9 protein-coding genes are annotated in these 12938 nt (G+C 61.2%); 4 read left to right on the forward strand and 5 right to left on the reverse strand.

Translation table 11 applies throughout. From position 1 onward, the window contains the following. Positions 1-161: 161 nt before the first annotated feature. The 3 genes from PSH96_RS15750 to PSH96_RS15760 are packed head-to-tail and all read left to right on the forward strand — an operon-like array spanning position 162 to position 5628. Positions 162-1403, forward strand: coding sequence for an exonuclease SbcCD subunit D C-terminal domain-containing protein (locus PSH96_RS15750; RefSeq protein WP_305453792.1), 1242 nt, complete (start codon positions 162-164; stop codon positions 1401-1403). Then, complete coding sequence (locus tag PSH96_RS15755; protein ID WP_305453794.1) at positions 1400-5038, forward strand: AAA family ATPase; 3639 nt, start codon at positions 1400-1402, stop codon at positions 5036-5038. Before PSH96_RS15750 ends, PSH96_RS15755 begins: the two co-directional genes overlap by 4 nt. After that, positions 5035-5628, forward strand: a complete 594-nt coding sequence (locus PSH96_RS15760) for a glutathione S-transferase (RefSeq protein WP_305453795.1) — start codon at positions 5035-5037, stop codon at positions 5626-5628. The genes PSH96_RS15755 and PSH96_RS15760 overlap by 4 nt, the downstream gene beginning before the upstream one ends. A gap of 126 nt (positions 5629-5754) precedes the next feature. On the opposite strand, the gene PSH96_RS15765 is transcribed toward PSH96_RS15760, so the two are convergent. The 5 genes from PSH96_RS15765 to PSH96_RS15785 form a co-directional block, all read right to left on the reverse strand. Then, complete coding sequence (locus tag PSH96_RS15765) at positions 5755-5934, reverse strand: hypothetical protein (protein WP_056860271.1); 180 nt, start codon at positions 5932-5934, stop codon at positions 5755-5757. A 156-nt stretch (positions 5935-6090) separates the two neighbouring features. Next, complete coding sequence (locus PSH96_RS15770) at positions 6091-7266, reverse strand: lactonase family protein (RefSeq protein WP_305453796.1); 1176 nt, start codon at positions 7264-7266, stop codon at positions 6091-6093. Then, positions 7253-7549: a DUF5629 family protein gene (locus PSH96_RS15775; RefSeq protein WP_056860273.1), complete on the reverse strand. Its 297-nt coding sequence runs from the start codon at positions 7547-7549 to the stop codon at positions 7253-7255. Before PSH96_RS15775 ends, PSH96_RS15770 begins: the two co-directional genes overlap by 14 nt. A gap of 188 nt (positions 7550-7737) precedes the next feature. Next, entirely contained in the window at positions 7738-10113 is a 2376-nt protein-coding gene (locus tag PSH96_RS15780; protein WP_305453797.1) for an RND family transporter, read from the reverse strand. A gap of 15 nt (positions 10114-10128) precedes the next feature. After that, the gene (locus PSH96_RS15785) at positions 10129-11181 is read right to left on the reverse strand and encodes a YCF48-related protein (protein WP_305453798.1); all 1053 of its coding nucleotides are present in this window, start codon (positions 11179-11181) and stop codon (positions 10129-10131) included. Between the two features lie 317 nt (positions 11182-11498). On the opposite strand from PSH96_RS15785, the gene PSH96_RS15790 reads away from it, so the two are divergent. After that, complete coding sequence (locus tag PSH96_RS15790) at positions 11499-12614, forward strand: Gfo/Idh/MocA family protein (RefSeq protein ID WP_305453799.1); 1116 nt, start codon at positions 11499-11501, stop codon at positions 12612-12614. Positions 12615-12938: the final 324 nt, after the last annotated feature.

Below are 12938 nucleotides of genomic sequence, written 5' to 3' on the forward strand. Positions count from 1 at the left end.
GCTTGCTCGCGAATGCGGTGTGTCAGTCACACATGTACTGACTGAACCACCGCATTCGCGAGCAAGCCCGCTCCCACATTTGACCTGGGTCACCCGCGAGCACCGAGTGTGTGTTTTACAGGTAAACTCCCCTCCTTTTCATCTTCTCCACGGAGTTCGCCTTGCGTCTGTTCCACACCTCCGACTGGCACCTTGGCCAAAACCTTCACGGCCAGGAACGCGACTACGAACACGCCTGTTTTCTCGACTGGCTGCTGGGCCAACTAAAAGCCGAGCAGCCGGATGCACTGCTGATCGCTGGCGACATTTTCGACACGGTCAACCCGCCGCTCAAGGCCCAGGAGCGCCTGTACGACTTCATCATCAGCGCCCACGAACAAAACCCCAAGCTGACCATTGTGATGATCGCCGGCAACCACGACTCCGGTTCGCGGATCGAGCTGCCCGCGCCGTTGATGCGCCGTTTGCGCACCCATGCGCTGGGCCGCGTGCTGTGGCTGGATGACGGCCAATTGGACGCCGAGCGCCTGCTGATCCCGCTGCCCGACGCCAAAGGCAAGATCGCCGCCTGGTGCCTGGCGCTGCCGTTTTTGCGCCCGGCAGAGGTCACGGGTGCGCACTTGGGCGACGACTATCTGCGGGGCATTGGCCAGGTGCATGAATGGCTGATCGCCGCCGCCAATGCCAAACGCAAGAAAGGCCAGGCGCTGATTGCCATCAGCCATGCGCACATGGCCGGTGGTTCGGTGTCGGAAGACTCCGAGCGCAGCCTGATTATCGGCAATGCCGAGGCCCTGCCTGCCAGCCTGTTCGACGCCAGTGTGAGCTATGTGGCACTGGGCCACTTGCACAAGCCGCAGCAGGTCAACGGCGAAGAGCGCATTCGCTACAGCGGCTCGCCCATTCCCCTGTCGTTTTCCGAAATCGGCTACAAGCACCAGATTCTCGATGTGACGTTCCAGGGCCAGCGCCTGGTGGGCGTGGAACCACGCCTGATCCCACGCTCGGTCAACCTGCAACGGCTGGACGCCGCGCCACTGGCGGATATCCTCGCGCAGCTGGCCGACTTGCCCGACATCGACCTGCTCGCCGAAACCCAGCGCCACCCCTGGCTGGAAGTGCGCGTGCGCCTCGACGAGCCGCAACCGGACCTGCGCCAGCAAATCGAAACCGCCCTGCAAGGCAAGGCCGTGCGCCTGGTGCGCATCGCCGCCGAATACGCCGGCAAACGCGGCAGCGACGACACCGACGAAGACCGCCTGGTCGAACTGGACCAGCTCACGCCCCAGGAGCTGTTCAGCCGCGCCTGGCAGGACAACTACGGCAGTGAGGTGGATGAACAGACCTTGAAGGACTTCGCCGTGCTGCTCCAGGAAGTGCAACAGGAGGGCGAACAGCCATGAAGATCCTCGCCATCCGCCTGAAAAACCTCGCCTCCCTGGCCGGCCCGTTTGAAATCGACTTTACCGCCGACCCCCTGGCCAGTGCCGGGTTGTTCGCGATTACCGGGCCGACCGGCGCGGGTAAAAGTACCCTGCTGGATGCCTTGTGCCTGGCCCTGTTTGGCGCCGTGCCGCGCCTGGGCGATACCGGCCAGGCGAAGATGCCGGATGCCGACAGCGATATCTCCATCGGCGACCCGCGCACCCTGATCCGCCGCGGCACCGGCGGCGGGTATGCCGAGGTGGATTTTGTCGGCGTCAACGGCCGTCGCTACCGGGCACGCTGGGAAGCCAACCGCGCGCGCGACAAGGCCAGCGGCAAGTTGCAGAACAGCCGCCAAAGCCTGATCGACCTGGACAGCGACCAACTGCTGGCCAGCCAGAAAACCGAATACAAAACCCAGCTGGAACTGGCCCTGGGCTTGAACTTCGAGCAGTTCACCCGTGCCGTATTGCTGGCGCAAAGTGAGTTCAGCGCGTTCCTCAAGGCCAACGACAATGAGCGCAGCGAACTGCTGGAAAAGCTCACCGACACCGCGCTGTACACCCAGCTCGGCCGCCGCGCCTTCGACAAGGCCAAGGATGCCCGGGACGCGCATAAACAGCTGCAAGACCAGGCCACCGGCCTGGTGCCGCTGGCACCTGAGGCCCGCGCCGAACTTGACCAGCAATTGGCCGAGGCGCAGCAGCACCTCAAGACCCAGCAGGCCCAACTCAAACAGCTGGAGCTGCAACACACCTGGCTCAAGGAACTGCGCGAATGGCAAGAGCGCCAGCTCAGTGCCACCGAACAGTTGCAGCAAGCCCAACAGGTTTGGGACAGCCAAGGCCCGCAACGCCAGGACCTGAACCGCCTGGAGCAGTTAGCGCCACAGCGCCATCAGTTCGCGCGCCTGGCTGAACTCGACACCCTGCTGACGCCGCTGGCGGTGCAGATTCAACAGCACCTCGAGCAGCAAACCGCGTTGCAAATACGCCAGGAGCAGGCGCAACAACAGCAGGCCGCCGCCCAGGTCGCCTTGGCTGACGCCTTGAAACACCAGGCCGACGCCGTGCCCTTGCTGCGCCAGGCGTTCGAACAGCAGAGCACCCTCGCCCACCTGAGCAAAGACCTGGCCAAACGCAGCGACGACAAGCAGCAACAGGACACTGCCTGCGCCGAAGGGCAATCGTTGCTCAACGGCTTGCTGGAGAAGCAGGCCCAGGTTACCGGGCGCCTGCAACGCCTGGCCGCCGAACTTGAGCGCAGCGCCGCGTTGGCGCCGCTCAGCGACGCCTGGACCGCCTACCGCGACCGCCTGCAACAGCTGATGCTGATCGGCAACCGCCTGAACAAGGGCCAGGCCGAACTGCCGCAGCTTGAACAAAAAGCCACCACCGCTGCCGAAAAATTCACCCAGCAACGCGAGGCGTTGGACCTGCTGTACCAGGAAGCCGGTGCCGAACCGCACGCCGTGGCCGAGCAGGTGCAATTACTGGCCAGCCTGCTGCAGGACAATCGCAAGCAGCAACGCGCCTTCGAGGACCTCACGCGCCTGTGGGACAGCCAGCAGCAACTGGATCTACACAGCGCCGCGTTGACGCAAAAACTCGCAGACGCGCAGCAACAGCGCGAACAGTTGAACCAGACCGGCCTGCAAACCAAGGCCGAACTGAGCGTGGCCGAGCAAACCCTGTCGGTCACCAAGCAACTGCTGGAACGCCAGCGTTTGGCGCGCAGTGCCAGTGTCGAGGAGTTGCGCGAGCAGTTGCAGGACGACCAGCCGTGCCCGGTGTGCGGCAGCCATGAGCATCCGTACCATCAACCCGAAGCCTTGCTGCAAAGCCTTGGCCGCCATGATGAAAACGAAGAAGCCACGGCGCAGAAGGCTGTCGACACCCTCAAGGAAAAACTCACCGAACTGCGTGCCGTCGTGGGCGGCTTGATCGCCCAGCAAAAAGAATTCCTGCTACAGCAGGAACAGTTGGCGGCGCAACAGCAGAGCCTGACGCCGAGCCTGCAAGCGCACCCGTTGTCCGCCTCGCTGTTCAACCAGGACGCCGCCAAACGCAGCGCCTGGCTGGGCCAGCAGTTGGGTCAGCTGGCGCAGAACATTGCCCAGGATGAGCAACGCCAAAGCGCCCTGCTCAATCTGCAACAAAATGCCGGGCGTTTGCAGCAACAGCTGCAAGCGGCCCAGGATGCCAGCCAGCAAGCCCGCCAGTTGCTGGTGGACCAGCAACGTGAACTGTCCAACGACCGTGAGCGCCTGGACGAAGAACTGCACGCCTTCGCCGGCCTGCTACCGGCCGACACCCTCGAGGGTTTGCGCCGTGAACCGGCAGCCACCTTTATGCAACTGGACCAGCACGTCAGCCAGCGCCTGGAACAGTTGGGCCATCAGCGCGATGAGTTGGCCGAACAGCAAGAGCGCCAGCAGGCCATCGAGAAAGAGCAGACCCATCAGCAGCATCGCCAGCAGCAGCTGGAAGCCTTGCAGCAGCAAGTCAGCGAGCTGACCACACAGCAACAGGCCGCCCAGGCACAGCTCAGCGCATTGCTGGGCGAGCACGCCACTGCCGAACAGTGGCAACAGCAGCTGGATCAGGCTGTGGCGCAATCACGCCGCAGCGACAGCGACGCCAGCCAACAGCTGCAAGACAGCCGCGATGCCCTGATCCAATTGGCCGCCGACCTCAAGGCCCTGCAGGAACGCCAACAGGCGCTGACCGCCGAGCAGCACACCCTCGCCGCGCGCCTGGGTGAATGGCGCGCGCTTCATCCAGAACTCGATAACGACGGGCTTACGCGTTTGCTGGCCTTTGATGACAGCCAAGTCAGCGCCTTGCGCCAGCAGTTGCAGCACAGCGAAAAAGCCGTGGAGCAAGCCAAGGTGTTGTTGCAGGAGCGCCAACAGCGCCTGGCCGAACACCAGGCCTTGCACAATGGCAACCTGGACGCCGAACAGCTGGACGGCCATCTTGCCGAGCTTAATCAGCAATTGGCCGAGGGCGACAGCCGCTGCGCCGAATTGCGTGCGCGTCAGTCTGAAGACCAGCGTCGCCAGGACGCCAACCATGTCCTGGGCGAGCATATCGCCAAGGCCTATGACGAGTGGCAGCGCTGGGCACGCCTGAATGCGCTGATTGGCTCGGCCACCGGCGACACGTTCCGCAAGATCGCCCAGGCCTATAACCTCGACCTGCTGGTACACCACGCCAATGTGCAGTTGCGCCAACTGGTGCGCCGCTATCGCCTCAAGCGCGGCGGCAGCATGTTGGGGCTGTTGGTCATGGACACGGAGATGGGCGATGAATTGCGCTCGGTGCATTCGCTGTCGGGTGGTGAGACGTTCCTGGTGTCGCTGGCGCTGGCGTTGGGCCTGGCGTCGATGGCGTCGAGCACCTTGAAGATTGAGTCGCTGTTTATCGACGAAGGCTTCGGCAGCCTCGACCCCGAGTCGCTGCAGTTGGCAATGGACGCGCTCGACGGTTTGCAGGCCCAGGGCCGCAAGGTGGCGGTGATCTCCCACGTGCAGGAAATGCATGAGAGCATCCCGGTGCAGATCCAGGTCAAGCGCCAGGGCAATGGCTTGAGTACGCTGGAGGTCAAGTGAGCGAGGCGCTGCTGTATTCGTTTCGGCGCTGCCCGTATGCGATGCGGGCACGGCTGGCCTTGCGCTACTCGGGCGTGCCCGTGCACATCATCGAAGTGAGCCTCAAGGCCAAGCCGGCCGAGATGCTCGCGCTGTCGCCCAAGGGCACGGTGCCGGTGCTTTGCGTGGGCGGCCGGGTGATCGAGGAAAGCCTGGAGATCATGCAATGGGCGCTGGCGCAGCACGATCCTGACGACTGGTTGCTACAGGGCGACCCGAGGGTTCAAGCACTGATTGCTGAGAACGACCAGGTGTTCAAACATCATTTGAATCGATACAAGTACGCCGAGCGCTACCCGGAGCAGCCGATGGAACACTATCGGGCCGAGGGCGAGGTGTTTTTGCACAAGCTGGAAGCGTTACTGGCGAGCAATGATTATTTGCTGGCCGAGCATTTGAGCCTGGCCGATATGGCACTGGCGCCGTTTGTGCGCCAGTTTGCGCATGTGGACCGCGAGTGGTTTGCGCAGACGCCGTACAAGCGCTTGCAGCATTGGTTGCAACGCTTTCTGGAATCGCCGCTGTTTGTGGCGGTGATGGCAAAACCCTGAGATCCACACAATCAAATGTGGGAGCTGGCTTGCCTGCGATGCCGACGACTCGGTGCAACTGATCCACCGCATTGATTTCATCGCAGGCAAGCCAGCTCCCACATTTGACCGTCGCTTGGCTCAAGCTCAGTGCTGAGCTTTGTGATCCAGTGCGGCATAGAAGTTGGCGCTTTGTTGCAGGTATTTCTGGGTGTAAGCGGTGGTGCTGGATTTTTTGCCGGAGACTTCCACGCTGGCGGCAGCTGGCAGGGCCACGGTGGCGGAAACAGCGGAAGCGGCGATGATGGAGAAGAGGTTCAAGTTCATGGCGGTAACCCTTGTGTTCGTTTGGTTAGGTGGCCGGTGGAGGCCTTGGAACCCAACTTACGCCCGAGGGTTGAACCTTAGAAATGCTTTGAAACAGTAGCCGCTATTAATAGAATTAATACAAAGGGTCAGGCCCCGCACTGCGGGGCCTGTGGCTTATTGACGCACCAGGAACTTGAGGTCGCTGGGCGCATCGATCGACTGTTTCTGCACGGTTTTACCCAGCAGGCCGGTCTTGGGGTCGCGTTCAACCACCACGATTTCATTGCTTTTCTGGTTGGCGATCAGCAAAAACTTGCCGCTCGGGTCCAGGCTGAACTCGCGCGGGTGGTCGCCTTCGACGGAACGGCGCTGCAATTCCTTGAGGTGCGCGGTGGCCGGGTCGATGCTGAACACCAGCACCTGGTTGGCCGTGCCACGGTTGCTCACATACAGGAATTTGCCGTCGCTTGAGGCGTGTACCGCCGCACCGGCCTTGTCGGACACCGGCTGCCCGGCGGCAAAATCGACCAACTGGGTCTGGCTGAGTTTGCCGTCGTTGTAATCGAACACCGCGATCTGGGCGCTCATTTCGGTGGTCAGCCAGGCATGTTTGCCATCGGCGCTGAACAACAGGTGGCGCGGGCCGCTGCCCGGTGGCAATTGCACAAAGGCGGGATCGGCCGGGGTCAATGGCAGTTCGTGGTTGGCCTTGGGGTCGTAGTGGTAGGCAAACACCTTGTCGGCGCCCAGGTCCTGCACAAACACATACTTGCCGTCCGGCGACGACACCACCGAGTGCACGTGGTTGGAGGCCTGACGCTCTGGGTTCACGCGGCTGGCCGGGTGTGCGCTCAACTGCACCGGCGCCGAGAGCTTGCCATTGGCATCAACCGGCAATACCGCCAGGCTGCCGCCCGGATCTTCCAGCACCGAATAGTTGGCGACAAACAGGTAACGGCCATCGGCGGCCAGGCTGGAATGGGTAGGCTCGTTGCCCAGGCTCTGGACCTGGTTGATCAGGCTGAGCTGATGATTCTGCGGGTCGATGCTGTAACTGCTGATGCGGCCGACCGGGTCTTTTTGCCCTGGGCCATTCTCGTTGACCACAAACAGGTGCTTACGGTCCTGGGAAAGCGTCAGCCACGACGGGTTGGCCGCCTTGGCCGCCAGCACGGGCTTGCCACTGAACTGGCCGGTGCGGCTGTCAAATTGCAGGCGGTAAATACCTTCGCTGGTGCCGGCGGTGTAGCTGCCCACCAACAGTTCATAGGTGTCGGCCGGCGCGGCTTGCACCGACATCGCACCGACACTGCCCGCCATCAGCAGGGGCCAGAATTTACGCATCATCATCCGCTTCGTCCTCGTCGTTATTGTTGCCGGTGACGCCACTCATGCACACCAGGCGATGCTCGCCCGAGTCACCGGTAAGGGTCCAGCTTTGCAAGGTTGGATCAAACACCGCCGCGTTGACTTGCTCCAGGCTGAAACTCCAGCGCTTCTCGGCGCGACCGTCCATGCAAATGATCAACAGTTTCTGGTCATCCAGGCTGAAATCGAAGGTGTGCAGCCCATCGATTTCGACCATCTGGCAGTCTTTAAAAGCATCGAGCAAGGTAGCGGTGTCGGCAGTCATGGCAGTCAATCATTTGGGGAAAGTGCCAATGATAGCCCACGCCGTAACCTATAGGTTGGACCTGGAATTAATGTGGGAGCGGGCTTGCTCGCGAATGCGGTGTATCAGTCGCCAGATGCATAGACTGAACTACCGCATTCGCGAGCAAGCCCGCTCCCACAGGTTGACCGAGTAAAACCGTTAAACCACTAGTGCGCAAACAGCGAATTGCCCTTCTGCCCCGCCAGCTTCTCGGGCTTGATCAGGAACCGTGCCAGTGCCGGCAACAGCCACAGCGCACCGAACATGTTCCAGAGCAGCATGAAGGTCAGCATCAGGCCCATGTCGGCCTGGAACTTAATGGCCGAGAAGATCCAGGTGCACACACCGATGGCCAGGCACAAACCAGTGAACAGCACGGCTTTACCGGTGGACTTGAGCGTCTGGTAGTAGGCCTCTTGCAACGGCAGGCCGGCGCGCAGGAAGCTTTCCAGACGGCTGTAGATGTAGATGCCGTAGTCCACGCCAATCCCCACGCCCAATGCCACCACCGGCAAGGTCGCGACCTTGACGCCGATGCCCATGAAGGCCATCAGGGCGTTGCCCAGCACCGAGGTCAGCACCAGCGGCAACACGATGCACAGGGTCGCCGCCCAGGAGCGGAAGGTGATCATGCACATGGTCGCCACGCACAGGTACACCAGGATCAGGATGGTCAGTTCCGATTCCTTGATCACCTCGTTGGTGGCGGCTTCGATCCCGGCGTTACCGGCGGCGAGGATAAATTCCAGGCCGTCCCGGTTGTTTTCCTTGGCGAAGTCCTGCACCGCATGCACGGCGCGGTCGAGGGTTTCGGCCTTGTGGTCGTTGAGGAACACCAGCACCGGCGCCAGGGAGCAATTGTTGTTGTACAGGCCGTCGGCGCGGGCAATGGAGTTGTTCAGCACGTCGGGGTTGCGCGACAGGGTTTCCCATTTGAGGTTGCCCTCGTTCATGCCCTTGATCATCTGCTTGGACACGGTCACCAGCGAGATCGCCGACTGCACGCCCTCGGTGTTCTGCATCTTCCACATCAACTGGTCGATGGGCGCCATGGCGTCATAACGCGAGCAGCCCTCGGCCTTGGTCTTGACCATCACCACCAGCACATCGGAGCTGGTGGAGTAGTTGCTGATGATGAAGTTGTTGTCTTTGTTGTAGCGCGAATCCGGGCGCAGTTCCGGTGCGCCCTGGTCCAAGTCGCCGATCTTCAGGTTCTGGCTGTACCAGAGGCCGCCGCCGAAGGCGACCAGCGCGAGCAGGATCGAGACGGGCGCAACCTTCGCGCTGGCGAACTTGGACAGCAGGCGCCAGAACGGGTGTTCGCGGTGCGCGTCCTTCTTGCTCTTGGCGATGGCGCGCTTGCTGATGCCGACATAGGAGATCGCCACCGGCAGCAGGATCAGGTTGGTGAACACAATCACCGCCACGCCGATGGACGCGCCGATGGCCAGCTCGCGGATCACGCCGATGTCGATGATCAGCAGCGTGATAAAGCCCACGGCGTCGGCGAGGATCGCAATCATACCGGGCAGGAACAATTGCCGGAACGTGCGCCGCGCCGCGGTCAGTGCGTTGTCCGCTTCACTCGATTGCAGGGCGATACCATTGATCTTCTGCACGCCATGGGAAATACCGATGGCAAAGATCAGGAACGGCACCAGCATCGAATAGGGATCGAGGCCGAAGCCGAAAAAGTGCATCAGCCCCAATTGCCAGATCACCGCCACCAGGGTGGTACTCAACACCGCGACGGTGCTGCGCAGGCAGTTGGTGAACCACAGCAGCAGGATCAAGGTGATGACAAACGCGATGCCGAAGAACATCACCACCATCACCAGGCCGTCGATCAGGTCACCGACCTTCTTGGCAAACCCGACGATATGGATCTTGACGTTGGGGTTCTGGGCTTCGAATTTGTCGCGGATCTTGTCTTCGAGTTCATGGGAGAACTTGCGGTAGTCCAGGGCCAGCAACTTGCCTTGGTCCTGCGGGTCCGGGTAGGACTCCAACAACGGAATATCGACGATGCTCGACTTGAAATCGTTGGCCACCAGACGCCCGACCTGGCCGGACTTGAGTACGTTGTTGCGCAGTTGGTCGAGGCTTTGCGGCGAGCCGTTGTAGCTTTGCGGGATCACTTCACCGCCGGCAAAGCCTTCTTCGGTGACTTCGGTCCAGCGCACGCTGGGGCTCCACAGCGACTTGAGGCCCGAGCGGTCAACGCCGGAGATGTAGAACACCTCGTCATTGATCTGACGCAGGGTCTCCATGTATTCCTTCGTGAAGATGTCGCCATCCTTGGCCTCCACCGAGATACGCACGGTGTTGCCCAGGTTGGCCAGGTCGTTACGGTGCTCCATCATCTTTTCGATGAAGGGGTGCTTGAGGGGGATCATCTTTTCAAAGCTGGTGGACGGGCGAATCAAGGTCGCCTGCCAGAACAGGAAAATACTCACCAGCAGGCAGATGACGATCACTGCCGGGCGGTTGTTGAAGATCAGGCGCTCAAGAAAGGTCGCTTTATCGTTGTGATGACTGCTCATTCTTTCCCCGCCTTCTTATTGTTTTTCGAGTTCAGCGCCGGTTGGCTGGGCAACACGAACGCCGCCCTGCCCCGCCAGAATCAAGTTGCCATTGCCCGCCGCCGTGACCGACGACAGTGAGATGCGGTCCGGGCGGTTGAACACGCTGAAGGTCTGGCCGTCGTCGTGGCTGATCACCACGCTGCCGCCGTTGCCGACCACCACAATGGCGCCGTCATCGAGCAACGTCGCACCCGACAAGCCAAACTCCAGGGCACCACGCGCCGCATTCAACTCGACCTGTTCCCAGGTGCTGCCAAAATCGGTTGAGCGGTACAGATTGCCGCGCAGGCCATAAGCCAGCAGGGTCTGCGGCTGGGCGGTGCCGATCACACCGAACAGCGAGCCTTCATACGGGCCTTCGAGTTTTTCCCAGGTCTGGCCGTCGTCGCCGGAGCGGAACATGCTGCCCTGCTCGCCGACGATAAACAGGCCGGCACCCTTGATAGCGGCGATGGCATTGAGGTGGAACTGGTCTTCGTTGTCGAGGCGATCGCTCACGTCGTCCCAGGTTTTGCCGCCGTCGGTGGTTTCGATCAGCGCACCGTAGGCGCCCACGGCCAGGCCATGCTCGGCATCCTTGAACCACACATCGAGTAGCGGCGCTTCGCGCTTGAGGTCCTGGTATTGCTGAGCCCAGGTGGCGCCACCGTCGGTGCTGGCGAGGATCTGCGCGTCATGGCCCACCGCCCAACCGTGTTTGTCATCGACGAAATACACCGCCGTGAGCAATTGTCGGGTTGGCACTTTGGCTTGGTTCCAGGTACTGCCCTGGTCATCGGAATACAGGATGTGCCCGCGATCGCCGACCGCCACCAGGCGCTTGCCGGCATGCACCACGTCGATCATCAGGCCTTTGGCGGCCTTGGGGGACTCAATTGCAAATACCGGCTGTGCGCTGCTGGTGTCGCCGGTTGCCAGCGCGGGGGTGGACAACACCCCAAGCAGCGAGAGCGCTGTGGCCAGCATCGCAACCCTGCGTGCGGCGCGCGGGCGGCAAACAGCCCAACCCATGACAGGCTCACTCATAGACCTTTCTCCCCGTTTATTATTGTTAGGTGGTCTCGCCTTCCCGGGCTCTGAAACCTGCAATCTAGAGCGCCTGGAGGAAGCAGGGGCCATCCTATCGGGCTTTGGAATCGTCTGACAATCGGCGCTACGTTATCTTTTGTTAACTGAGGGTGTTTGGCGTTGGCCTGAATATGCCTGCATTACCCAGGCTGATGCTCGTTCCCTGGCGGAGTGAGCTGTCGAGCATAATGAATTTTTATTCTATCTATTGAATTATGGGAATTTTTATTCCATTAATAACCCTCCTGACAACAATAATCCAAAGGACCACGGCGATGCGTGAACTCGGAATCGGCTTGATCGGCACAGGCTTCATGGGCCGCGCCCATGCGTTGGCGTTCAACAATGCCCGCGCGGTATTCGAACTGCCGGTGCACCTCAAGCTGGCGGCGCTGGCCGATGCCGACACCGAACGCGCCCAGCGTTGCGCCGCGGCCTGGGGCTTTGCCCAGGCCCACGGTGACTGGCAGGCGCTGGTCAATGACCCGAACGTCGACGTAGTGGCAATCACCACGCCCAATCATTTGCACTACCCCATGGCCATGGCGGCCATTGCGGCGGGCAAGGCGGTGTACTGCGAGAAACCCCTGGCCGTCAGCCTGGAACAGGCCGACGCCATGCGCCGTGCCGCACGTGCGGCCGGCGTGGTCACGCGGGTCGGTTACAACTACCAGCACAACCCGATGATTGGCCTGGCCAGACAGATGATCGTCGACGGCGAACTGGGCGAGATCATCAGCTTCCAGGGTGAGTTCAGCGAAGACTTCATGGCCGACCCGGCCTCGCCCTGGTCGTGGCGTTGTGAAGTGGAACATGCCGGTGGCGCGCTGGCAGACCTGGGCAGCCACCTGTTGTCGATGGCGGGTTATCTGGTGGGCGACGTGGTAAGCGTGTGTGCCGACACGCACACCGTGCATGCCCAACGCCCTGCCGTCAAAGGCAGCAGCGACCTGAAATCGATCGCAGTGGATGACCAAGTGCATGCCCTGCTGCGCTTCGCCAATGGCGCACGCGGTACGGTGAGCAGCAGTTGGCTCAAGCAGGGTTACAAGAACCACCTGAGTTTTGAAATCAGCGGCACTCAAGGCACCTTGGCGTTCGATCAGGAACGTTTGAATGAACTACGCGTATGCCGCGCCGGCCAGGACGGCTTCCAGCGTTTACTCGCTGGCCCTGCGCTGCCCGGCTATGCCGCGTTCAGCCCGGCGGCCGGGCATCAGTTGGGTTACAACGAGCTCAAGACCCTGGAAGTGCAGGAGCTGATCATGGCGCTGGCGGGGCAAGGCGCAGCGGGTACTGACTTTGAAGCAGCGTGGGCGGTCGAGCGGCTGGCCACCGCGATTCGCCTGGCGGCTCAAGAAGAACGCTGGGTCAACGTAGGGGCGCTTTAAACTACGCCAGTCCTAGCCAACCTGGTGGGTGTGCACCATGCATGCCCACCCATTATCAAACTCAGCTACTGACACCTTGAGTTTAAGCGGACGAAACCATCACGCAGTGATGGGTAAACATGATTGGCTAATCCAGTCACTTTTCGCCCAGCTACGTTCCTCTATTCGCCCCCTCACTTATTAACTTTCGCGTTCAATAACGTCAACATTCAACCCCTCCCTTACACCTCGAAATACCCTAAACAAATAATTCACACAGCGAAATATTTACCTGCTTGCCCCCTCTGCGAAAACCCCTCATTTTATTGCCCGACCTTTTCAAAT

The organism is Pseudomonas sp. FP2338 (assembly GCF_030687515.1).
Classification (GTDB): Bacteria; Pseudomonadota; Gammaproteobacteria; order Pseudomonadales; family Pseudomonadaceae; genus Aquipseudomonas; species Aquipseudomonas salomonii.

Coding starts and splice junctions, on each gene's coding strand:
- PSH96_RS15790 (WP_305453799.1), top strand. CDS start 11,499: ATGCGTGAACTCGGAATCGGCTTGATCGGCACAGGCTTCATGGGCCGC.
- PSH96_RS15755 (WP_305453794.1), top strand. CDS start 1,400: ATGAAGATCCTCGCCATCCGCCTGAAAAACCTCGCCTCCCTGGCCGGC.
- PSH96_RS15770 (WP_305453796.1), bottom strand. CDS start 7,266: ATGATGATGCGTAAATTCTGGCCCCTGCTGATGGCGGGCAGTGTCGGT.
- PSH96_RS15785 (WP_305453798.1), bottom strand. CDS start 11,181: ATGAGTGAGCCTGTCATGGGTTGGGCTGTTTGCCGCCCGCGCGCCGCA.
- PSH96_RS15765 (WP_056860271.1), bottom strand. CDS start 5,934: ATGAACTTGAACCTCTTCTCCATCATCGCCGCTTCCGCTGTTTCCGCC.
- PSH96_RS15775 (WP_056860273.1), bottom strand. CDS start 7,549: ATGACTGCCGACACCGCTACCTTGCTCGATGCTTTTAAAGACTGCCAG.
- PSH96_RS15780 (WP_305453797.1), bottom strand. CDS start 10,113: ATGAGCAGTCATCACAACGATAAAGCGACCTTTCTTGAGCGCCTGATC.